The sequence below is a fragment of the Aquitalea aquatica genome (assembly GCF_013911085.1).
Classification (GTDB): domain Bacteria; phylum Pseudomonadota; class Gammaproteobacteria; order Burkholderiales; family Chromobacteriaceae; genus Aquitalea; species Aquitalea aquatica.
The window spans coordinates 11960-34852 of record NZ_JACERN010000024.1 but is presented as its reverse complement, the minus strand read 5'-3'; the positions used below and the strand labels follow the sequence as shown (position 1 = coordinate 34852).

Sequence of the window (22893 nt, the reverse complement as noted above, 5' to 3'; positions counted from 1 at the left end):
ACGGGGCTTTTTGCAGCCTGACCTGGCTTACAGGTCGCCGATGAACATTTTTTCCTTCAGCGCCTTCAGCTCGTCGCGCACATGCGCGGCTTTTTCGAACTCCAGATTGCGCGCCGCTTCCATCATTTCCTTTTCCAGGCGCTTGATTTCCTTGGCCAGGGTCTTTTCGTCCATCATGGCCACCTTGGCCTCGTCCACCAGTCGTTTGCGCTGGTCTTCCACGCTGTAGACCCCGTCGATGATGTCCTTGATCTTCTTGTTGATGCCCTGCGGCACAATACCGTGCTCCGCATTGAAAGCCAGTTGCTTGTTACGCCGGCGATCGGTTTCATCCATGGCACGGCGCATGGAATCGGTAATGCGGTCGGCGTACAGCAGCGCCTTGCCGTTGAGGTTACGCGCGGCACGGCCGATGGTCTGGATCAACGAGCGGTCCGAGCGCAGGAAACCTTCCTTGTCGGCATCCAGAATCGCCACCAGGCTCACTTCCGGAATATCCAGCCCCTCGCGCAGCAGGTTGATGCCGATCAGCACGTCGAACATGCCCAAGCGCAGGTCGCGGATGATTTCCACCCGCTCCACGGTGTCGATGTCGCTGTGCAGGTAGCGCACCTTGATGCCGTGCTCGGTGTAGTAATCCGCCAATTGCTCGGCCATGCGCTTGGTGAGCGTGGTCACCAGCACGCGCTCGCCCAGCTCCATGCGCAAGCGGATTTCCGACAGCAAATCGTCCACCTGGGTGGCCACCGGGCGGATTTCGATAATGGGGTCGACCAGCCCGGTCGGCCGCACCACCTGCTCCACCACTTGGCCGGCATGTTCTTTCTCATACACCGCCGGGGTGGCAGAGACAAAGATGGTTTGCGGCATCAGCTGTTCGAATTCGTGGAATTTCAGCGGCCGGTTGTCCACTGCCGACGGCAGGCGGAAGGCGTACTCCACCAGATTGCTCTTGCGCGCGGCATCGCCCTTGTACATCGCCCCCACCTGGGGCACGGTAACATGGGATTCATCGATGAACATCAGCGCATTTTTCGGTAGATAGTCGATCAGCGTCGGCGGTGCATCGCCCGGTGCACGGCCGGAAAAATGGCGCGAGTAGTTTTCGATGCCCTTGCAGAAGCCCATCTCGTACAGCATTTCCAGATCAAAGCGCGTGCGCTGTTCGATACGCTGCGCCTCTACCAGCTTGCCCTCCTTCAGATACCAGGCCACGCGCTCGGCCAGTTCCAGCTTGATCTTCTCGCAGGCTTTGAGCACGGTGTCGCGCGGTGTCACATAGTGGCTGGAGGGGAACACGGTATAGCGGCCCACCCGCTGTTTGGTGACACCTGTCAACGGATCGAACAGGGTGAGCGTTTCAACCTCATCATCGAACAGGCTGACGCGCAGGGCGGTGTCGCTGCTTTCTGCCGGAAAGATGTCGATCACGTCGCCACGCACACGGAAGGTACCGCGGCCGAAATCGACGTCATTGCGGTCGTACTGCATGGTGGTGAGGCGGCTGATGATGCTGCGCTGCGGGGTGTTTTCGCCCTCTTTCAGGTGCAGGATCATCTGGTGATAGTCGGAGGGGTCGCCAATACCATAGATGGCCGATACCGTAGCCACGATGATGCAGTCCGGCCGTTCCAGGATGGACTTGGTGGCAGACAGCCGCATCTGCTCGATATGTTCGTTGATGCTGGAATCTTTTTCGATGAACAAGTCGCGGCTGGGAACGTAGGCTTCCGGCTGGTAGTAATCGTAGTAGGAAACAAAATACTCGACCGCGTTTTCCGGGAAAAACTCGCGCATCTCGCTGTACAGCTGTGCCGCCAGCGTCTTGTTGTGGGCCATGATGATGGCGGGCCTGCCGGTACGGGCGATGACATTGGCCATGGTGAAGGTCTTGCCGGAGCCAGTCACCCCCAATAGGGTCTGGTAAGACAGGCCATCCTCCAGCCCCTCTACCAGTTGGGCAATGGCGGTGGGCTGATCGCCAGCCGGAGCGAAGGGCTGGTGCAGGCGAAACGGGCTATCCGGAAATGTAAGCAGCATGGCTTTTCTGAGCAGGTTCAAGTCCATCGATTTTACGCCTATAACGTTTTTAACTCACTCTTGCTGCGTAATTGATTTTTACCTGCAAAATTGCCTGCCGGAGAGGCAAAACATTGTTTAAAATACAAGCAGCCCGATCACGAGGCGAGATGAAGAATCCTTGCACATCAATATGATGCACGCATGATTTCTGACAGGTTGTATCTCCAACGACAAGACACGGGAGTGTATCTCTTATGCTGAGAAAATTTGCCGCCCTGCTGGTTTCCGCCGCCCTGGCGATGCCGGCAGTGGCCGCTCCGCCTGCCGGCGTCATGGTCGCCAGCCAAATGGCCGACCATGCAGTGCCGCGCCTGAGTTCGCACTCGGTACTGGTGCTGAACGGCACCACTGGCGAGCCGCTGTATGAAAAGAACATCCATCAACGCATGCCGATTGCCTCCATCACCAAGCTGATGACAGCCATGGTGCTGCTGGATTCAGGCGTATCGCTGGAACAGGAGGTTTCGGTATCTGATGCCGAAATCGACCGCCTGAAAAACACCACCTCGCGGCTAGCCGTAGGCACCACGCTGCAACGCAAGGAAATGCTGTTGCTGGCGCTGATGTCCTCGGAAAACCGCGCGGCAGCCACGCTGGCCCGCACCGCCCTGCCGGGTGGCACCGCGGCCTTCGTCGAGCGCATGAACCGCAAGGCACGCAGCCTGGGCATGAACGAAACCGTGTTCTACGACCCCACCGGCCTCGATCTGCGCAACACCTCCACCGCCGGTGATCTGGCGCGCATGGTGAAGGCGGCCCACAGCTACCCGCTGATCCGCGCCTTTACCACTACGCCGGAACACCAGATTGTCTCGGTACGCAACCGTGTGCTGCAGTACCGCAACAGCAATGCGCTGGTGCGCGAAGGTAATTGGGACATCAGCATCCAGAAAACCGGCTACATCCAGGAAGCCGGCCGCTGCATGGTGATGCAGGCGACGGTGGGTTCGCAGCCCTTGATCATCGTACTGCTGGCTGCCGGTGGTAACTCGGCCCGCGTCAACGATGCCCGCAACATCAAGACCTGGCTGGAGGCCCATCCGGGTAACTGGCTGGCTGGCTGATCGCCGCTTGTTGGTATTCCAGACATGTTGGGCCGGGCAAACCGGCCCTTTTCATTGCACTTGCCATATTGAAGCGGGCTGCCCCGCGCTAACCAGGAGTTGCTTGTGAGCATAGAAATTCGCCCGGCCACCCGCGCCGATGCGGCGCTGATCCTGCATTACATCCGTGAGCTGGCCATCTATGAAAAGGCCGAACAGGAAGTAGTCGCCAGCGTGGTCGATATTGAAAACTCGCTGTTTGGTGCCGAAGCCAGTGCCGAAAGCCTGATCTGCCTGCAGCACGGCCAACCGGTTGGCTATGCAGTGTATTTTTTCAGCTATTCCACCTGGCTGGGCAAATCCGGCCTCTATCTGGAAGATCTGTACATCACCCCGGCCGCTCGCGGCAGCGGTGCGGGCAAGAAGTTGCTGCGCCATCTGGCGCAACTGGCGGTAGCCAAGGGCTGTGGCCGCTTCGAGTGGAGTGTGCTGGACTGGAACCAGCCAGCCATTGATTTTTACGAATCCTTTGGCGCGTCCGCTCAGTCCGAATGGATCCGCTACCGTCTGGCTGGTGACGCCCTACTGCAGTTTGCCGAATAGGCCTGAAGCCAGGCCAGCCACATGCAAAAGCCCCGCGCTCTGGCGGGGCTTCTTCTTGGTGATGCGGGATTTAACGCCGGGTCATGAAGCGGACGTAATCGCCCTCTTCCACCTTGAGCCGGGCGCTTTGCACCTGGGCGATGGAGAAATTGGGCTGCACCTGGGTAATGGTGATGGTGCCGGACAAATCTTCAGGTACACCCAGTTCGCGCACGCCGCCACCACTGCGCAGAATCTGCGCCGAGCGCGGCTTGTACAGCAGCATCTGGTCGCCCACCTTCATGCCGTCCAGCCCACCCACATTGATGAACAGCTGCCGGCCATCTTCCACTTTCACCACCTTGGCCGACAAGGGAATGCAGCTGACCAGATCCACCAGCTGGCGGCTAGCCTGATCCAGCAGGCCATCCACCACCTTGCCATAGTCACCCTGCCAGAAAGCGCTGGTGGCAAACGGTGCCGGCAGCTGCGCCACCACCTTGCCCTGGGCTAAACGGCTGAAGCGCTGGTCGGCCAGTACCGCGCCGGTCAGCGCGTCATATACCCACAATTCCATATCGAACTGCCGTGCTGATGGCGCGTACTTGAGCGCACCGCCAAACAGTCCGGCCAGCGGTCCGGTGTAATAGGCGCCCTGCTGGCTGGTATTGTTGGATTCATACATGGTGTGGCGCAGGCTCTTGCCCACCACGGCGGTAGACAACACCCGCCCGGCGATCACGAACTGCACGTCCTCGCGCCGGCCCAACTCGCGCACGGTATCCCAGCCGGCGACCGGCTCGTCGGCTGCCATATTGCTCAGCACGGTCAGGCGGCTGGCATTGCGCACGTCAAACTGCCCTTGCAGCCGCAGCCGGCGCGCCATCTCACCGGGCAGAGCCGTGGCCAGATCCTGCAGGTCGTTGGCCTCGGACGGATTAACCACATAAAAATAGGTGGTCAGCAGCTTGCGACGCAGCACACGCCCCGCCGGCATGCCACAGCTGGCGCTTTGCGCCGGCTTGGGCGCACTGCCCACCGGTCCGGTTGCACTGGCTTGCGGGTCTATGCTCAGCCGCACGTGATACACACCGTCGCTGCTGAACTCCTGCAGTATCTTGACCTTGCCCTGCAGCGATGGCGCAGACAGCACGCTACTTTCGCTGACATTGCCCGACTCCATCAATTGCAGCGATTGCAGCTCGGCACCATTGCTGATGGCAGCCTGCTGCAAGGCATCGCGAATCGCCATTTCACGCGCCGCCGGACTACCGGCATCCATGGCGGCCATGCCTTCGGCGGTAATTGGCGCGGCCCACACCGGGGCGCACAAAGCAAAAGCCGCCACAAGGGCGGCAACTTTGCAGGTAAGCAAACGTATCGTCATCAGTGGGCTACGTAAAAATTGCTTTCGTAACGCGAGGCTCCGCAGTTGCCCTCGGTGCACTCGACACCAGCAACACCATTTTGCTGGGCTGCCTTCATCACACTACCAGTTTTTTCCAGCGCATTCTTATATTGCTTGTAGAAATCCTGATCCAGGGTGATTTCTGCCACGACCTCGCTGGTGCCATCCGGCAGCATATTGGTGGATACCATGCGCACACCGCGCAGATAGGCATCGACATAGGTACGGAAGCCGTCGCTGGTCGCCACCATATTGGCCACCGAGCTGTTACCCACCAGCTTCATGCCCTGCACCTGTTCGGCGATGGAGCGGAAAGCATCCAGCCGGGCAGCACGCATCGACAGCAGCTTGCGCTGCGATGGGGTCAATGCCGAGGTATACGGTGCGGCACCATTGCCGGTAGCCCGGATGATCACCGGTGCGTAGGGATTAACCTCCTTCACCACGACTTTGGGGGCTTCCGGTTCGATACCCGGGCCGGCATAGCCGACACCGGTGAAGCTGCCACCGCTGGCAGGCGACTCGGCCTGGGGGCGCATGGCTGACTCGGCGGCGGGCTGGCTGGCGGAGGCGCAGGCAGTCAGGCCCAGCAACAGGGATACGGCGGCCATACGGCGAGTGCAGGTGTTCATGGCGATTACCATTTCTACTTGTTCTGGATGCGGATTGCGGAGGGTCCATCCCGCAGCGTCAGCATTATATCGGCTGGCAACAGGTTAACTTGAGTTAATTTTTGTCAGCCCGTCCGGGCCGATTGCATGGCGCGCTGCCATTGCCGGGCCGAGGAAAACCCGGCCGCCAGTGCAGCCTTTTCCTTGGACAGGCCGGCGGTACGCCACTGTCCGGCCAAGGCAGCCCGCAACGCCAGATGATAATCATGTACCGACACACCAGCATGTTCGCGAAACAGCCGTGACAAGTGCCGTGGGCTGACATGCACCAGGCCGGCCAGGGCCGGCAGGCTCCAGTCATCCTGTGGATTGGCGGCGATCAGATCCTGCACCTTGTGCACTGCCGGGTGCAGGTGATTGCGATGGGCCAGCCAGGGTGAGAGTTGGGCATCCTGCCCGGAACGGCGAAAGTACACCACCATTTCCCGCGCCACATCACGGGCAATGGCCGGACTGGCCAGCAGGCTGATTAACTGCAGCGCCAGATCAATACCGGCAGTGATGCCGGCACTGGTCCACACCGGTCCATCCTGCACAAACACCCGGTTTTCCAGCACGCGGGCGCTGCTGTCGCTGGCTTGCAAGCGCGCAATCAGGCTGTGATGGGTGGTGCACTGCCGCCCCGCCAGCAAGCCGGCCATGCCGGCAAGCAAGGCGGCGGAGCAGATGCTGGCCAGCACATGGCGCTGAGGATCAAAGCAACGGCTCAGCCAGACGGCAATTTGCCGCGCCTCGGGCATGGCATAAGCCTCGGCCGAGCAATCGGCACCGGGGATGATGATCAGGCTGTCATCCGGCAGTTGCTGTGGCAGCGCAGCCATGCCGCCCAGCGGCAAGCCCAGCGAGCAGCGAACCTCGGACGCTACCCCCGCGTAATGCAGGCTGAAATCTGCGCCAAACTCGCTGGCAATGCGCAGGGCCTCCGCCGGGCCAGCAAAATCCAGCAGCATGAAACGTGGCGGCAGGACAAACCAGACCTCAGGCGCCATGGGCCAGCGCCCCGCGCCGCCAGCGCGCCAGCAGCATGCCGCCAAACACATTCACCACCAGACCAGCCAGCAACAGCAAGCTGCCAGCGGCCTGCAACAGGCTCAGCCGTTCGCCCAGTAACAAGGCGGAGGTGAGTACGCCCACCACCGGCACCAGCAGCGAGAACGGCGCTACCTTGTTGGCCGGGTGGCGGCTGAGCAGACGGCTCCACATGCCATAGCCCAGCAAGGTGGCCATGAAGGCGAGATAAGCCACCGCCAGGAAGGAGCCCAGCGAAAAATGACGCAAGGCGATTTCCATGCGCTCCGGCCCTTCCAGCCACCAGGACAGCGCCAGGTAAGGCAGCGGCGGCACCAGGCTGGACCACACCACCAGATTGAGCGGCTGCACCGTATGGCCGGCCTTGCCCATCAGCCGCACGATGATGTTGGACGAGGCCCAGCAGAAAGCCGCCGCCAGGGTCAGGCCAAAGCCGATGGCCGTCATGCTGCCGCCCTTGGCGAGGCCAATCAGCGCGAGGCCAGCACAGGCACACAGCAGGCCCAGAATCTGCGCCGCCTGCCAGCGTTCATGCAGCATCAGCCCGGCCAGAATCAGGGTAAAGAAGGCCTGCGACTGCAACACTACCGAGGCAAGCCCTGCTGGCATGCCCAGCTTGATGGCGGAAAACAAAAAGGCAAACTGCCCCACGCCGACAGAGAGACCATAGGCCGCCACCCAAACCCAGGGCAGATTGGGCCGGCGCACCAGCAGCACCGCCGGAAAGGCCGCCAGCATGAAGCGCAAGGCCCCCAGCAACAGCGGCGGCACATCGGCCACGCCGTACTTGATCACCACGAAATTGACGCCCCAGATCAGCACGATGGCCAGCGCCTGCAAAACATCCTTCAAGGGCATGAAACTTGCTCCGTAACGGCAGCAGGCCACCATGGCCCGCTTGCGGATAAATGGGTCGTTTACAGCCGTGCCAGCGCCTGCTCCACCGTGACGATGTCGGCAAAGCGACCAGCCAGCACCAGCTCGGTTTTTTCGCGGATTTCATCGGCACTGAACAGCCGGTCGCTCAGCGGGTGACGCATGGCAAAGGTGAGCGTGGCTTCACTGACAAAATCCACGGCAAAGCCCAGATCAGACGCCACCCGGCTGGTGGTTTCGCAGCACTGCTCGGTACGAATGCCCGACACCAGCAGCTTGCGGATGCCGCGCTCGGCCAGCCAGGGCTGCAGGCCGGAATCCAGCAGAGCATTGTGCACGTGTTTGATGAAGATGGCATCCGGCGCGTCCGGCAACCACGCCATGGGCCGCACCAGCCCACTGGCAGCGGCAAACGGGCCGTCGCCATCTTCGTGCAAGACATACACCACCGGCACCCCGGCCGCCCGCGCCCCGGCGATCAGCGTCAGCACATGCTGGCGAAACGGCGGCAAGGTGGTTTCATCCCAGTAGTCGCGCTGTAAAAACGAATCCTGCACATCGATTACCAACAGGGCTGCCTTGCTCATGGTCGTGGTCCTTGGGAGAAATATGGACACAGTCTAGCCACTGTTTGAGCCATGTAGCAGGCCAGTCACAGACAAGAAACTGTCAAATCCGGACAAGCTGGCATGCAGTTTCAGAGCGGCATGGCATGGCGCAGCTCATCCAGCAGCAGATACACGGCAGTACCGGCCATCAGCAGCCCCATGCTCAGATTGAACAGCAACAAACCACGCGCCGCCGACAGCAGATGGCGCAGCCGCTCGCCCAACCAGGCCCACAGGCTGATACAGGGCAGATTGACCACGGCAAAGATCAGCGCCAGCAGCAAGGCCGCACTCAGGCGCTGGCTGCCATCGGCCGGCATGAACAGGATGGCGGCATTGAGCACCATCACCCAGGCCTTGGGATTGACCCACTGGAACAGCGCCGCCGCGATGAAACTCATCGGCTGCCCCTCGGCCACGCCCTGCGGTGAGGCGGAGCGGGCAATCTTCCACGACAGCCACAACAGATAGATACAGCCGGCTACCGCCAGCGGCAAGCGTGCCGCCTGCAGCCATTGCAAGGCCCAGGCCAGCAGGCTGGCGGTGATGAACACCTGCGCCGCACAACCGAGGCTGATGCCCAGCATGTGCGGCAGGGTGCGCCGAAAACCGTAATTGACGCCGGAACTGGCCAGCATCAGGTTGTTGGGACCGGGCGTGATGGACATCACGCCCACATAGGACAGCAAGGCGACTTCCAGCATGTCAGGGCTCCAGTGAACATGCGCCGACCACAATGCGGCGCTTCCCCATCATGCTAAGGCGGGTGAGTAATATGGTGACAGCCGCAATAATCCACTATTGTCATGGTGACAGTGTCAGGTTTATTGTAACTGTCACCACAGACTATGGCGGGCACTGTCACTGTCGCTCCAGCAGCGGCTGCGGCATTGTCTTCCTGTTACCTGCCTTGCCCGGACGCCCTGCCATGCCCAACGCCCCCCAGCCCCGCAGCACCGCTGCCAGCGCCACGCTTTACCAGCAACTGGCCGAAGACCTGTCACTGGCGATTGCCCGTGGCACGCTGCCGCCTGGCTCGCGTCTGCCTTCGGTGCGGCGCACCTCGCAAAGCCGCCAGCTCAGCCTGAACACCGTGGTGGCCGCCTACCGGGTGCTGGAAGACCGTGGGCTGATCGAGGCCCGGCCACAGTCTGGCTACTATGTGCGTGCCCGCCTGCCCTCGCCGGCACGCTCGGCCATGATGCAAAGCAGCGCCGCCAAACCGACCGAAAACAAGGTACTGGACCTGATCGGCACCGTACTGGATGCCCAGCAGACTCCCGGCTTCATCGACCTGGCGCTGGCCTGCCCGCGCGGCAGCGACTTCTACCCCGGCAACAAGCTGGCGCGGCTGATGGGGCAGATCCTGCGGCGCCAGCCCGGCATGGTCAGCACTTATGCCCTGCCGCCCGGCTCGGAACGGCTGCGGGTGCAGATTGCCCGGCGCAGCATGGAACTGGGTATGGCCTTGCAGGCGGAAAACATCATTCTCACCAATGGCTGCATGGAAGCGCTGCAGCTGGCACTACGCGCCGTCACCAAGCCGGGCGATGCGGTGGGGCTGGAATCGCCTACCTATTTCAACCTGCTGCCGCTGTTTGCCAGCCTGGGTCTGAAGGCGGTGGAGATTCCCACCGACCCGCAACACGGCCTGTCGGTGGATGCGGTAGAGCTGTTGCTGTCGGAAGGCCGCATCAGCGCGCTGGTGGCCATGCCCAATATTCACAATCCGCTGGGATGCAGCATGCCGCTGGAAGCCAAGAAACGGCTGGCGCGGCTGGTGAATCACTACCAGGTGCCGCTGATCGAGGACGGCCTGTATGCCGAGCTGCAGTTCAGCGACACCCAGGCACCAGCGGCCAAGGCCTTTGACGAAGACGGCTGGATCATCTTCTGCACCAGCTACACCAAAACACTGGCCCCGGATTTCCGCATCGGCTGGATGGAAGGCGGCCGCTTTGGCGCCACCCTGCGCAAGCTGAAATTTGCCTCTTCGGTGGCCCAGCCCATGGTGCTGTCGGAAACCCTGGGCGCCTTTCTGGAATCCGGCGGCTACGACCACCACCTGCGCGCACTCAAGCGCCATTACGCCCAGCATGTGGAAAAGGTGCGCGGCCTGATCGCCCGCCATTTCCCGGCAGGCACCCGCGCCACCGACCCCGCCGGCGGCTTTCTGATCTGGCTGGAGCTGCCGGAAGCCTGCGACAGCGTGGCGCTATTCCATGCCGCCCTGGCCGAAAACATCAGCATCATGCCCGGCCCGCTGTATTCACCCGGCGGGCGCTACCGCAATGCCATGCGCCTGTCCTGCTGCTATCCGCTGGACGAGCGCTATGTCGCCGCCCTCACCCGCGTCGGCATGCTGGCGCACCAGCAACTCAGCCGCTAACACAACCCCTGCTGCGGCCTTGCCCTGTGGTTCTACGCTATTTTGTTAGCCGCGCCACAGCCAGCCGACACCCCGACCCAGCCCCCTCAGCCCTCTCAGCCATGTGGTTGCTGGCGGGTCTGACTGGGGGTTTCGCCAAACAGCCGGCGGTAGTCGTAACTGAAATGGCTGGGCGTGGCAAAGCCCCAATCCTCGGCCAATTGCTGGATGCTGTCGGCCGCCCCCTGCGGCGCGCGCAACAGGCGGCGCACCTGATTGAGCCTGAGCGCCCGCAGGAAAGGCAGCGGGCTCATGGCGGTCACTTCCTGAAAGCCGTTTTGCAGCGTGCGCCGGGTCACGTGCAATTCGCGGCACAAATCTTCCACCGTCAGCTGCCGCGCCGCCGGCTGCAGCGCACGCTGCCTGGCCTGCTCCACCCATTGCCAGTGCCGCTGGCTGCTGCTGTCACGCCCGGCCAGTGTGGTCGGCAAAGCCTGCGCCAGCGCCAGTAGCAGCGCATCGGCCGAGCAATCCAGCAATAGCTGCCGTCCTATGCGGTCTGGCGTCTCCCGCGCCAGCGCCAGCAGTTCGCCCAGTTGGCGGCACAGTGCCAGATGGCTGGCCTGCGGCAGCTGCACGGCGGCAGTCTGCAACCAAGCTCCGGGCATGTCCCGGCCAAACAATTGCAGATGTCGCTGCTGCAGCACCGCCTGTTCCAGCACTACGCCGTAGATGGTGAAGTCATCCGGTGTGCGCAATGAAAAATCGCTGCCACCCATCGCCACCAGTACCGCAGCGGGTGGCACGCTGCGGCCATGAAAACGCAGCCGTTCGCCACTGCCCGGGGCGGGAATACCAAACCAGATGGCCCCTTGCCAGGGCTGGCATTGCTGGAAGGTTTCCCGGGCCGAGTATTCACGAAACACTTGCAAGCGCCCCAGGCACAGTTCATCCAGTCTGCCGGCAAAACGCCCACAGGATATCTGCGCGTAATCCTGCTGCCAGCCACTGATGAAGGCAGCCTGATCGGCAGCGTCTTCCGCCAGTCGAGTGACGAACTGCAGCGATACTCCTTGTCCCAGCGGCGTCATTGCCTGCTCCTGCATTGCCTGATGCAGATAGTCACAGCAAGAAGCGCACCAGCCCTTTCCCGGCCAGCAGCCGGTCATTGCTATCGTAAATCGGCAATTTCCCCGCCTCGGTGCACACACCGGTGCCCCATGCCTCATCCCGGTGCCTGATTCCAGCCGCAGTGCCCATTGTGTGCACCGCAGCAAGACCGGCGGCAGGCACGGCTTTTGCACAGGCTTTATCTGTAGCCGCCCCACCGGCAGCCCGCCACGAATTGTTTTCCGATTTTCGATAACGCCGCCGGCACAGCACTGCCTAGCATGCACAGCAGGAACCAGTCGCCATGGCGCTGGACAGGGAGCAGTCACAAAACAAGGGGAAATTTGATGAGTAGCAGCAATCACGGCCTGGCGCGCAAGCTGGGCGGCTGGCAACTATGGGGGATCGCCGTCGGGCTGGTGATCTCGGGTGAATATTTCGGCTGGAGCTATGGCTGGGCCCAGGCCGGCACGCTGGGCTTTCTGCTCAGCTCCATCTTCGTGGCCATCATGTACACGGCCTTTATTTTCAGCTTTACCGAGCTAACCACCGCCATTCCACATGCCGGCGGGCCGTTTGCCTATGCCCGCCGCGCCTTTGGTCCGGTCGGCGGCTTTGTTGCCGGCTTTGCCACCTTGTGCGAATTCGTGTTTGCCCCGCCGGCCATCGCGCTGGCCATCGGTGCTTATCTGAACGTGCAGTTTCCCGAGCTGAGTGCCAAGTCGATTGCCTGTGGCGCCTACATCGTGTTCATGGCGCTGAATATTGTCGGCGTCAGCGTGGCGGCAGCCTTCGAGCTGGTGGTCACCCTGCTGGCCATTTTCGAGCTGCTGCTGTTCATGGGCGTGGTGTCGCCGGGCTTTAGCTGGGACAACTTCACCCACCACGGCTGGGCCGGCAGCGACAGCTTCAGCCTGAGCGCCGTCGGTGGCATGTTTGCCGCCATTCCCTTTGCCATCTGGTTCTTCCTGGCCATCGAGGGCGCAGCCATGGCCGCCGAAGAAGCCAAGGACCCCAGCCGCACCATTCCGCGTGCCTATGTGGCCGGCATCCTCACCCTGGTGGCACTGGCCATGGGCGTGATGATCATGGCCGGCGGTGCCGGTGACTGGAGCAAGCTGGCCAATATCAACGACCCGCTGCCGCAGGCGATGAAGCTGATCGTGGGCAGCAACAGCGGCTGGCTGCACATGCTGGTCTGGCTGGGCCTGCTGGGCCTGATTGCCAGCTTCCACGGCATCATCATGGGTTATTCGCGCCAGATCTTCGCGCTGGCCCGTGCCGGCTACCTGCCGCCGATGCTGGCGGTGATCCACCCGCGTTTCAAGACGCCGCATCGCGCCATCATCGTCGGTGGCCTAGTTGGCATCGCCGCCATCTTCAGCGACGACCTGATCCAGATTGCCGGCCAGCCGCTGACCGCCAACATCGTCACCCTGTCGGTATTCGGTGCCATCGTGATGTACATCGTGTCCATGCTGGCGCTGTTCAAGCTGCGCCGCAGCGAACCGACGCTGGCCCGCCCGTTCAGTGCTCCGGCCTATCCGCTGCTGCCTGGCCTGGCGCTGGCCTGCGCCGTGGTCTGCCTGATTGCCATGATCTGGTACAACCAGCTGCTGGCGCTGATCTTTGCCGGCAGCCTGGCCGTGGCTTATGCCTACTACCTGCTCACCCACCGTCAGCGGGCCGCAGCCGCCAGCGATGTCCTGCTGGAAGGCAGTGATGCCGCACGTCTGAAACCGGCTGTAGCCAGCAGCAAATAACAGAAAGGCGGGGTGTGTACGGCACACCCCGGCAAGCCATGTCCTACGCCATCACCATCGGTCCGCGCCGTTACCGCTTTGACGACCTGAAAACCCTGCTGGCCCGCGCCACGCCACTGCGCGCGGGCGACCAGCTGGCCGGCGTGGCTGCGGGCAGCGCCGAGGAGCGTGTCGCCGCCCAGATGTGTCTGGCCGATGTGCCGCTGGTGACGTTTCTCAACGAGCTGCTGATTCCTTACGAGCTGGACGAAATCAGCCGGCTGATCATCGACAGCCACGACGCCCATGCCTTTGCTCCCATCCGTCACCTGACGGTAGGCGGGCTGCGCGACTGGCTGTTGTCCGATGCCGCCAGTAGCCATGCACTGGCCGCTGTGGCCACCGGACTCACCCCGGAAATGGTGTCCGCCGTCAGCAAGCTGATGCGCAACCAGGACTTGGTGTGGGTGGCCAGCAAATGCCGGGTGATCACCCGTTTTCGCAATACCCAGGGCCTGCCCGGCCACATGGGCGTGCGCTTGCAGCCCAACCATCCCACCGACGATGCACGCGGCATCGCGGCTGCCATGCTGGATGGCCTGCTGTACGGCGCCGGCGATGCGGTAATCGGCATCAACCCGGCCAGCGACAGCCCGGAAACCATCCACACCATGCTGGCGATGATGGACGAGGTGCGCCAGCGCTATGCCATCCCCACCCAAAGCTGCGTGCTGACCCATGTCACCAGCACGCTGGAGCTGATCCAGCGCGGCGCGCCGGTGGATCTGGTATTCCAGTCGATTGCCGGCACGGAACAAGCCAATAGCGGCTTCGGCATCAATCTGGCAGTGCTGGCCGAGGCGCAACAGGCGGCACAGCAACTGGGCCGTGGCACGGTGGGCGACAATGTAATGTATTTCGAAACCGGCCAGGGCAGCGCCCTGTCGGCCAATGCCCACTGGGGCGTGGACCAGCAAACCTGCGAAGTGCGCGCCTATGCGGTGGCACGGCATTTTTCGCCGCTGCTGGTGAATACCGTGGTCGGCTTCATCGGCCCGGAATACCTGTACAACGGCAAGCAGATCATCCGCGCCGGGCTGGAAGACCACTTCTGCGGCAAGCTATTGGGCCTGCCCATGGGCTGCGACATCTGCTACACCAATCACGCCGAAGCCGACCAGGACGATATGGACAGCCTGCTCACCCTGCTCGGCACGGCCGGCATCCACTTCATCATCGGCGTGCCAGGTGCCGACGACATCATGCTCGGTTACCAGAGCACCTCTTTTCACGATGCGCTCTACCTGCGCCAGCTGCTGGGCCTGAAGCGCGCGCCGGAATTCGAAGACTGGCTGGAGAGCATGGCGATTACCCGTGCCGGCAAGCTGCAGGCACAAGACCGCCAGCAAGCCCTGTTGCAACTGATGGAGACCTTGTGATGAATGCCCCTCTCACCCACGGCAATATCAGCCCGATTACCGAAGACAGCTGGCAGGACCTGGCCAGCCACACCGTGGCACGCATTGCGCTGGGCCGGGTGGGCGCCAGCCTGCCCACCCGTGAAACCTTGCGCTTTGCCCTGGCGCACGCCCAGGCGCGCGATGCGGTGCATACCGCACTGGATCAGGCCAGCCTGCTGGCGCAATTGCAAGCACTGGGGCTGCCAGCGCTGTCGGTGCGCAGCGCAGCGCCCAGCCGCGCAGCCTATCTGCAACGGCCCGATCAAGGCCGCCGCCTGCACCCGGACAGCCGTGCCAGCTTGCTGGCTGCCGGGGTGGAGCCCTGTGATGTGCTGTTCGTGATTGGCGACGGACTGTCGGCCCGCGCCGTGGCCAGCCATGCCCTGCCACTGATTGCCGCCACCCTGCCGCTGTTGCACGAGCAAGGATTGCGCGTGGGGCCGGTGGTGCTGGCGGCGGAAGCCAGGGTAGCGCTGGCGGATGAAGTGGGCGAATGCCTGCAGGCGGCGATGGTAGTGATGCTGATTGGCGAACGCCCTGGCCTCAGCTCGCCGGACAGCCTGGGGATTTATCTCACCAGCGCACCGCGCACGGGGCGCATGGATTCCGAGCGCAACTGCATTTCCAATGTACGGCCACAAGGCCTGCCCTACCCGCTGGCGGCCTACAAGCTGGCCTGGCTGATCCGCGCTGGGCGCAGCGGCGGCACTGGGGTGGCGCTGAAGGATGGCAGCGCCGCCGAACAAGGCTGGCTGGATCTGCAAACCCGCCTTGCGCTTGGAGCAACAGAGCGGGCATGAATCACCCTGCGGGAAGGCTGCATGGTGCCGCGCCGGCCCCCGCAAGCGCCAGGATCTTTACCTGGCCAAACATTCCGCGTTAGTGCCGATTTACGGTAGCATGCGCCATGCATCAGCCAGGCTGCGGCAATAATGCCCGGCCTTAACCACCAGACTGCCCCTGCGCAGTATGCCAGCCCCCCGGAGTACCATGCGGGCCATTTTCCTTCTCAGCAGTGTTCTCTGCCTCAGCGCCTGTAGCAATCTGCTGCAAGGCGGCAAGGATATGCTGCAGTCCCTGAGCCATGCCACCAGCCTCACCCAGAACAAGGACAATCATCCCGACTGCTACATCAGGAAATACCTGATCGGCGGAGGTAAAGAATACGCAGAGGGCAAAACAAGCCCCTTTGTCAGCAGCTATCGCATCACAACCGACCAGGGCAGTTTGCATGTGGATGATGGCGCAGTTTTTCACGACATCATGAACAAGCAGGGGAAGGAAGTGGCGCTGCTGATGTCTTCTGCGCCGGGCGACTGGATCGTTGACCTGCCAAACGAGGACAAGCGCATGCGCATTCGCGCCGGCGTCATGTGCCATCAGGGCTATCCGGACAAGTGATATGACCGGCAACAGGCCCGATAACGGCTGCGGCATCGGCCGCCAGCTCGCATATATTCAGCTCTTTCTTGTCATCAACAGCTATTTACCTGCGATTGCATCAGACAAAACCTTGCAGCGCTTGGCTGTTTTCAACAACAGTAGCTATAGTGTGGTTTATTAAGCACGGTGTTACCGCGCATAAAAATTTAAAAACAATGCAATAAACTGCAAGCAGCCAGCCGGTGCTGCGGCTTCGACCGTAAAGGGCAGCCACCCGCCGCTGTACCAGCAGAAGTGGCCCACCCGCCAGAACGAGCGCTTGAGCTGCACCATTCCAAACATCACCTAGGATGCCTTAGTGTCAGACCTTCTTAAAAAAATCGATGCCAGAACAAAACTGGCGGGGACCAACAAGCTGGAAATCCTGCTGTTCTCCCTGGGTCACGACCAGCGTACGGGGAGAAAGGAAATTTTCGGCATCAACGTGTTCAAGGTGCGCGAAGTCATGCGTACCCCTGAAATCACGTCTGCTCCGGAAATGCCATCGTCGGTGGAAGGCATGGTCAGCCTGCGCGGCTCACTGGTGCCGGTGATCGACCTGGCCAAATACGCCGGCATTGTCACCAGCAACAAGCCGGAAATCATGATCGTCACCGAATACAACGGCAAGACGCAGGGTTTTCTGGTAGAGGCGGTGGATACCATCCTGCGTTTGGACTGGTCTGCCATGCGCGTACCGCCGGACATGATCACCAATCGCATGGCCGGCCTGGTCACTGCCGTTACCGAACTGGAACAGGGCACGCTGGCCATGATGATGGATGTGGAAAAAGTGCTGGCGGAAACCTCGCTGGTTGACGATGCCCACCACTTCATCAATATCGAACCCATCGAAGAAGAACGCATGATCTTCTTCACCGACGACTCCGCCGTTGCCCGCAAGCAGGTCCAGCAAACCCTGGACGCCATGCACGTCAAGTACACCTTCGCCATCAACGGCATGCGCGCCTGGGAAGAACTGCAAAAAATGGCCATGCAGGCCGAGCTGTCCGGCAAGCGCCTGTGCGAAACCCTGCATCTGGTGCTGACCGACGTGGAAATGCCGGAAATGGACGGCTACATGCTGACCAAGCTGATCAAGAGCGACCCGCGCTTTGCCGGCATCCCGGTACTGATGCACTCCTCGCTGTCCGGCACATCCAACCAGAAGCTGGGCCAGTCGGTAGGAGTCGATGCCTATGTATCCAAGTTCGAAGCCCAGAAGCTGTCGATGAAACTGCGCGAAATGCTCAGCCTGGCAAAAAACTAAACCAGACCGGCTCACCACCCGGGAGAGGGACCAACCATGTCAGCCACAGATGCATCCTTGCTTGCCAGTGTCGATGCCCGTACCAAACTGGCAGGCTCCAACAAAATGGAAATCCTGCTGTTTTCGCTGGGCACGCGCGAAACCTTCGGCATCAATGTATTCAAGGTGAGGGAAGTCTCGCAGACGCCAGCCATCACCAAAACCCCCAACATGCCGTTCGGGGTGCAGGGCGTGCTGTCGCTGCGCGGCAACATTATTCCGGTGATTTCGCTGGCCAGCTTTGTCGACCCGGAACGCGGGCAGCACAAGTTCGATACCATGATCGTCACCGAATTCAACAAGAGCACCCAGGCTTTTCTGGTGGATTCGGTCGATCACATCATCCGCGTCGACTGGGACCGGGTCCGCGCCCCGGAAAACATGATGATGAGCGGTAGCAGCTCCAGCATGATCACCGCCATTACCGAACTGGAAGACGGCAAGCTGATCTCCATTCTGGATGTGGAACAGATCCTGGCATCGGTGATTGGTGAGCCGCGCCTGCCGGACATCCCGCAGGCCCAGCTGGACACCGACCAATACCTGTTCTTCGTCGACGACTCGGTGGTGGCACGCAAGGAAATCACCAGCGTGCTGGAAAAGATGGGGCTCAAGTTCCAGCAGGCCACCAATGGCCGCGAAGCCTGGGACCGCCTGCAAGTACTGGCTGGTCGCAGCTGGGGTGAGGACGAGTCGCTGCACGACTATCTCAAGATCATTCTGGTGGATGCGGAAATGCCGGAGATGGACGGTTATGTCCTGACCAAGCTGATCAAGTCCGATGTCCGCTTCAAAGGCATTCCAGTCATCATGCACTCCTCGCTGTCCTCCAACGCCAACAAGGCGATGGGCTCCAGCGTGGGTGTCGATGCCTATGTGGCCAAATTCGATCCCACCATCTTGTCTGAAACCCTGATGCCATATCTGCAACGGTAAAGCCGCACCGACAGAAAATTAAACAAGGGCGCAGCGCTGCCGATTCCGTGGAAAATCATTTTTCTGGAGCTGTCATTTATGGTGGACAAGAATATCAAATTCCTGGTTGTCGATGATTTTTCAACAATGAGAAGAATCGTCCGCAACCTGTTGAAAGAATTGGGATTTACCAATATAGACGAAGCCGAAGATGGCCAAGTGGCCCTGCACAAGCTGAAGAGCCAGAACTTCGACTTCATCGTTTCCGACTGGAACATGCCCAACATGACCGGCATCGAGCTACTGAAGGCGGTGCGAGCCGACCAGCAGATCAAGCACCTGCCCTTCATGATGATTACAGCCGAAGCCAAACGGGAAAACATCGTTGAAGCCGCCATGGCCGGTGCCAGCGGCTACATCGTCAAACCGTTTACCGCCGCAACCCTGGAAGAAAAGCTGAACAAGATCTTCCAGACAATGAACAAATAAACGCATCAACATGGCCAACCAACTTGCCAGGTCAACACAGAGGAGAGGCTATCGTGCCGGATCACATTCTTGATAGCGGAGATTCACCGGATCTCGAAGCACTGTTTGACAGCATTGCCAGCCAGCACAAAGAGGAAGAGGCTCCTGCACCAGTGGCAGTAGCAGCCCAGACCAATGCCGGCAGCGCAAATGATAATAACGAAGAGATGTACGAACAGATCGGCCAGATCACCCGCAAAATGCACAATGCCCTGCGTGACATGGGCTACGACAAGTCGCTGGAGCGCGTGGCCGACGCCATACCCGATGCCCGCGACCGGCTCAGCTATATCGCCTCGCTGACCAAGAGCGCGGCCGACCGCGTGCTCAATGCCATCGACGTGGCCCAGCCACTGCAGGACCATCTGGGCAACCACTCGAAAACCCTGTCGGAACGCTGGAACCTGCTCTATGCCAACCAGCTGTCCACCGAGGAATTCAAGAAGCTGGCCGATGACACCCACCAGTACCTGAACCAGGTGCCGCAGCAAACCCACGAAACCAATACCCAGCTACTGGAAATCGTGATGGCGCAGGACTTCCAGGATCTGACCGGTCAGGTCATCAAGAAGATGATGGACATGTTCAAGAACCTGGAAACCGAAATGCTGACCTTGCTGGTCGAGTTTTCGCCCGATCACAAAAAAGGAGAACTGGACAGCAGTCTGCTCAATGGCCCGGTCATCAACCCGGAAGGCCAACCCGACGCGCTCTCCAACCAACAGCAAGTGGACGACCTGCTGGAAAGCCTGGGCTTCTAGCCCCGCCCCCACCTGTTGCAGCCAGCAAAGCCCCGCCACGGCGGGGCTTTGTCATGGGCGATTGTCGCTGGCTCGGCCCCGCTGCGTGACAGGTGTTGCCACTGCTGCTTGCATTGCCGGAGGAAAGTTCTACACTAGCAATTGCTGCAATGCACAATAAAGGAAGCCTCATGAACGTCGAATTCAGCCGGCTTCAGGCAACCACCCGCCCGGCCGTACTTGCTCACCTGCAAATACTCAACGACGAAGACCGCTTTACCCGCTTTGGTCTGGAAATGAGCGAGGCCGCCCTCGCCGACTACGTCGACCGCATCAACTTCAATCGCGACATCGTCATTGGCGTGCTCTACCGTGGCCTGCTGATCGGCGTGGTGCATATCGCGGTATTCCAGCACGAAGGCCATCCCTGTGGCGAGCTGGGCATCAGCGTGGACAGCTTTTGCCAGGGCAAAGGCATAGGCCGCATGCTGTTTGACCAGGCGCTGGAACATGCCCGCCGCCGCAAGGTAAACCGCCTGCGCATCCAGTATCTGCGTCGCAATGGCCGCATGGCCTCACTATGCCGTGGCCTGACGACCCACTTTGCCCAGGATGGCGAGGAAACCTCCTGCCTGATCCAGCTGGCCGAAGCCGATCCGGCTGAAGCCTGCCGCTATGAAATGAACGACGGCATCGAACTGTTTCATGCCGATGCCGCCGCTGCACGCGCCCATGTGCTGTTCATTCACGGGGTGGCCGGTGATGGCTGGCAGTGGCGGGAAAACTTCCTGCCCTACTTTGCCCGCCACGGCCTCAGCAGCACCGCGCTGTCATTGCGTGGCCATGGCGGCAGTCCGCCGCGCGCCAACCAGACCTTGCGTGGTTATGAGGAAGACGTCTACCACGTGCTCGAGCAGCTCACCGACAAACCGGTGCTGATCGTGGGCCACTCCATGGGCGGCTTTCTCACCCAGCGCGTGCTGGAGGGTAATCGCAGCATCCGCAAGGCCAGCCTGATCTGCTCGGTGCCGCCCTGGGGCCTGCTGCCGGGAACGCTGGAACCCGTGGTCGAATTCATGGGCGACCCGCTGGGCAAGGCCATCGCCCTGCAGGCTGCCGAAGGCAAGCCCGCCTATGTCAATCCGGACAATATCAGCGCGCAGGTACAGGTCATCGGCGGCAGCCGCGACCGCCTGATCCCGCCCGATGTGGTGGCTGCCACCGCCCGCTCCTACGACACCGAAGCGGTGATGATAGAAGATGCCGGCCATGCAGTGATTTCCAGCTCGAAATGGCAAGCCGTGGCCGACCAGCTGCTGCAACATCTGCGGTAGCAAGCAGATGCCCCCTCAACAAAGAAGCTCACCCGGCAGGCCGCATCATCACGCACGCCCTCCCCCATGGCAACCGCCATGCAGCCTGGCTTTTCGGGCCAAGCAATAGCACAAACCCGCCCGCAGCTGCGTTGCGCCTCCTTGCCCGACACCCGGTACTGCCAGCAGCAGCGTGTCTTGGCCCTGATGCTCTGCCAACTTTGTTTAGCAGCCCCAAATAAGCACACTCACCAGTAGCCGCGCATTTGTCACAACCCGTGCGGCCCCGGCGTGCACACCATGGCAAACAGCCCAAGCACCCCATTGGCGCGGTAAATTCCGCAAAACAGACAGCCCCCAGACGAGGCCAGATACCGGGCAGGACAAAGCCAGCCGACGCCCCTTTTATGCACAATGGATTGGGTGTAAGGTGGCAGGAAAATGCCAGAACCAGTGATGGCGATAGCCTACAGATATCTCGCTATTTCGGCTTAACCCCGCTAACTACCGCTTGCAGAGTACACAGATCAAGGCGCGTCGAGACCGACAGTACAGTCGTCTGTACAAAGAAGCGCGGGGGTTTGCTTAGCCGGTCCACCACCGCTCTTTCCCAACAGCATCACCACACCATGCATTCCGAATAGGATTTCATCTATTTGCTTGGGAGTCCAAGAATGAATCAGCTCGAGAAAGCAATACGCTTTCAGGCCTTACATCAGCGCGATAAAGCATTTGTTATTCCTAATCCATGGGATGCCGGTACGGCTCGCATTCTGGCATCGCTGGGCTTTGAAGCTCTGGCCACAACCAGTGCAGGTTTGGCCTTCAGCCTGGGCAGACGCGATGCAGAAGGTGCCCTCAGTCGCGCGGAAACCCTGGCCAATGCGCAACTAATTGTCCAGGCAACAGATTTACCGGTAGCGGCCGATTTGGAAAATGGCTTTGGCGATGCGCCCGAAGTGGTGGCAGAAACAATCCGTCTGGCTGCCGAATGTGGGCTGGTGGGCGGCTCGATTGAAGATGCGACGGGGAGAAAAGAACAGCCGATTTATGACTTTTCTTTGTCGGTAGAGCGTATCGCCGCCGCGGTAGAGTCGGCGCGCAGCCAGCCATTTCCATTTGTACTGGTGGCTAGGGCGGAGAACTTCCTGCACGGCAAGCCGGATCTCGATGACACCATCCGCCGCTTGCAAGCCTACGAAGCCGCAGGTGCCGATGTTTTGTTCGCCCCCGGGCTACCCGGTGCAGAAGCTATCCGCGAGGTATGCGCTGCGGTGAGCAAACCAGTCAATGTGGTGATGGGGCTGCGCGGGCAGCCCTACACCATGGAGCAGTTAACCGCGCTTGGCGTCAAACGGGTCAGCCTCGGCTCATCGCTCAGCCGCGCCGCATTAAGCGGATTAATCAGCGCAGCCAAGGAAATTATTGATGATGGCACCTTCTCCTTTGCCAGCCAATCCATTTCCTTTGATGAAACAAACGCACTGATGGTGGAATCCCCGGGCAGGTAGTGGCCCTACATCATTGCCATGGCACGCGGAAATATTTGGATTAATCGAAACAAGACAGGTGATTTGATTGCTAGTGGGCAGGGGCAGGTAGCAATGCCATACGATAGAGTGACTGCTTGCGGCCAAGAGCGTCCGTTCGCAGCTAACGCTCAAAAGCTGTCGTTCGCTACAGCTGC

23 protein-coding genes are annotated in these 22893 nt (G+C 60.9%); 14 read left to right on the top strand and 9 right to left on the bottom strand.

The annotated features are described in order from the left end of the window. Positions 1-27: 27 nt before the first annotated feature. Positions 28-2040 (bottom strand): excinuclease ABC subunit UvrB, encoded by a 2013-nt coding sequence (gene uvrB / locus H2Z84_RS08765; RefSeq protein WP_181835657.1) that lies wholly within the window; start codon positions 2038-2040, stop codon positions 28-30. A gap of 236 nt (positions 2041-2276) precedes the next feature. Between uvrB and H2Z84_RS08760 the strand changes: the two genes are divergently transcribed. Together H2Z84_RS08760 and H2Z84_RS08755 are read left to right on the top strand one after the other, a co-directional pair. Further along, the gene (locus tag H2Z84_RS08760; RefSeq protein ID WP_181835656.1) at positions 2277-3146 is read left to right on the top strand and encodes a serine hydrolase; all 870 of its coding nucleotides are present in this window, start codon (positions 2277-2279) and stop codon (positions 3144-3146) included. 105 nt (positions 3147-3251) lie between these two features. After that, entirely contained in the window at positions 3252-3728 is a 477-nt protein-coding gene (locus H2Z84_RS08755) for a GNAT family N-acetyltransferase (RefSeq protein WP_181835655.1), read from the top strand. A gap of 70 nt (positions 3729-3798) precedes the next feature. Here the strand turns inward: H2Z84_RS08755 and H2Z84_RS08750 are convergent, their stop codons facing one another. From H2Z84_RS08750 to H2Z84_RS08725, 6 genes are all read right to left on the bottom strand, one after another. Beyond that, positions 3799-5028, bottom strand: coding sequence for a flagellar assembly protein T N-terminal domain-containing protein (locus H2Z84_RS08750; protein ID WP_309545462.1), 1230 nt, complete (start codon positions 5026-5028; stop codon positions 3799-3801). A gap of 65 nt (positions 5029-5093) precedes the next feature. Further along, on the bottom strand, positions 5094-5747 hold the full coding sequence (locus tag H2Z84_RS08745) for an LPP20 family lipoprotein (protein WP_258869346.1): 654 nt from the start codon (positions 5745-5747) through the stop codon (positions 5094-5096). Positions 5748-5851: 104 nt separating this feature from the next. Beyond that, positions 5852-6775, bottom strand: coding sequence for a GlxA family transcriptional regulator (locus tag H2Z84_RS08740; protein WP_181835652.1), 924 nt, complete (start codon positions 6773-6775; stop codon positions 5852-5854). Then, on the bottom strand, positions 6765-7673 hold the full coding sequence (locus tag H2Z84_RS08735) for an EamA family transporter (protein ID WP_181835651.1): 909 nt from the start codon (positions 7671-7673) through the stop codon (positions 6765-6767). The genes H2Z84_RS08740 and H2Z84_RS08735 overlap by 11 nt, the downstream gene beginning before the upstream one ends. Positions 7674-7732: 59 nt before the next feature. Further along, positions 7733-8278 (bottom strand): isochorismatase family protein, encoded by a 546-nt coding sequence (locus H2Z84_RS08730; protein ID WP_181835650.1) that lies wholly within the window; start codon positions 8276-8278, stop codon positions 7733-7735. 110 nt (positions 8279-8388) lie between these two features. After that, complete coding sequence (locus H2Z84_RS08725; RefSeq protein ID WP_181835649.1) at positions 8389-9003, bottom strand: LysE family translocator; 615 nt, start codon at positions 9001-9003, stop codon at positions 8389-8391. Positions 9004-9227: 224 nt separating this feature from the next. Here H2Z84_RS08725 and H2Z84_RS08720 point away from each other — a divergent pair, with 224 nt between their 5' ends. Next, entirely contained in the window at positions 9228-10688 is a 1461-nt protein-coding gene (locus H2Z84_RS08720) for an aminotransferase-like domain-containing protein (protein ID WP_181835648.1), read from the top strand. 95 nt (positions 10689-10783) lie between these two features. Here the strand turns inward: H2Z84_RS08720 and H2Z84_RS08715 are convergent, their stop codons facing one another. Beyond that, positions 10784-11758 carry a helix-turn-helix domain-containing protein gene (locus H2Z84_RS08715; RefSeq protein ID WP_181835647.1) on the bottom strand — a complete coding sequence of 325 codons (975 nt, stop codon included), beginning with the start codon at positions 11756-11758 and terminating at the stop codon, positions 10784-10786. A gap of 366 nt (positions 11759-12124) precedes the next feature. On the opposite strand from H2Z84_RS08715, the gene eat reads away from it, so the two are divergent. The 5 genes from eat (at position 12125) to H2Z84_RS08690 (ending at position 16543) form a co-directional block, all read left to right on the top strand. After that, positions 12125-13540, top strand: coding sequence for an ethanolamine permease (gene eat, locus H2Z84_RS08710; RefSeq protein ID WP_181835646.1), 1416 nt, complete (start codon positions 12125-12127; stop codon positions 13538-13540). A 38-nt stretch (positions 13541-13578) separates the two neighbouring features. Beyond that, a complete protein-coding gene (locus H2Z84_RS08705) occupies positions 13579-14958 on the top strand; it encodes an ethanolamine ammonia-lyase subunit EutB (protein ID WP_181835645.1) in 1380 nt (459 codons plus the stop codon). Further along, positions 14958-15779 (top strand): ethanolamine ammonia-lyase subunit EutC, encoded by an 822-nt coding sequence (eutC, locus tag H2Z84_RS08700; protein WP_181835644.1) that lies wholly within the window; start codon positions 14958-14960, stop codon positions 15777-15779. Before H2Z84_RS08705 ends, eutC begins: the two co-directional genes overlap by 1 nt. Positions 15780-16044: 265 nt before the next feature. Then, complete coding sequence (locus H2Z84_RS08695; protein ID WP_181835643.1) at positions 16045-16380, top strand: P-loop NTPase family protein; 336 nt, start codon at positions 16045-16047, stop codon at positions 16378-16380. A 1-nt stretch (position 16381) separates the two neighbouring features. Next, positions 16382-16543 (top strand): hypothetical protein, encoded by a 162-nt coding sequence (locus H2Z84_RS08690; protein ID WP_181835642.1) that lies wholly within the window; start codon positions 16382-16384, stop codon positions 16541-16543. Between the two features lie 8 nt (positions 16544-16551). Here the strand turns inward: H2Z84_RS08690 and H2Z84_RS08685 are convergent, their stop codons facing one another. Continuing rightward, a complete protein-coding gene (locus H2Z84_RS08685; RefSeq protein ID WP_181835641.1) occupies positions 16552-16695 on the bottom strand; it encodes a hypothetical protein in 144 nt (47 codons plus the stop codon). A 25-nt stretch (positions 16696-16720) separates the two neighbouring features. Between H2Z84_RS08685 and H2Z84_RS08680 the strand changes: the two genes are divergently transcribed. From H2Z84_RS08680 to H2Z84_RS08655, 6 genes are all read left to right on the top strand, one after another. Continuing rightward, complete coding sequence (locus H2Z84_RS08680) at positions 16721-17671, top strand: chemotaxis protein (protein WP_181835640.1); 951 nt, start codon at positions 16721-16723, stop codon at positions 17669-17671. A 36-nt stretch (positions 17672-17707) separates the two neighbouring features. Continuing rightward, positions 17708-18646: a chemotaxis protein gene (locus H2Z84_RS08675; protein ID WP_181835639.1), complete on the top strand. Its 939-nt coding sequence runs from the start codon at positions 17708-17710 to the stop codon at positions 18644-18646. Positions 18647-18724: 78 nt separating this feature from the next. After that, on the top strand, positions 18725-19114 hold the full coding sequence (gene cheY, locus H2Z84_RS08670; protein WP_181835638.1) for a chemotaxis response regulator CheY: 390 nt from the start codon (positions 18725-18727) through the stop codon (positions 19112-19114). Positions 19115-19167: 53 nt separating this feature from the next. After that, on the top strand, positions 19168-19914 hold the full coding sequence (gene cheZ, locus H2Z84_RS08665) for a protein phosphatase CheZ (RefSeq protein ID WP_181835637.1): 747 nt from the start codon (positions 19168-19170) through the stop codon (positions 19912-19914). 170 nt (positions 19915-20084) lie between these two features. Further along, entirely contained in the window at positions 20085-21227 is a 1143-nt protein-coding gene (locus H2Z84_RS08660; RefSeq protein WP_181835636.1) for an alpha/beta fold hydrolase, read from the top strand. Positions 21228-21880: 653 nt separating this feature from the next. After that, positions 21881-22717, top strand: a complete 837-nt coding sequence (locus H2Z84_RS08655; protein ID WP_181835635.1) for an isocitrate lyase/PEP mutase family protein — start codon at positions 21881-21883, stop codon at positions 22715-22717. Positions 22718-22893 lie beyond the last annotated feature (176 nt).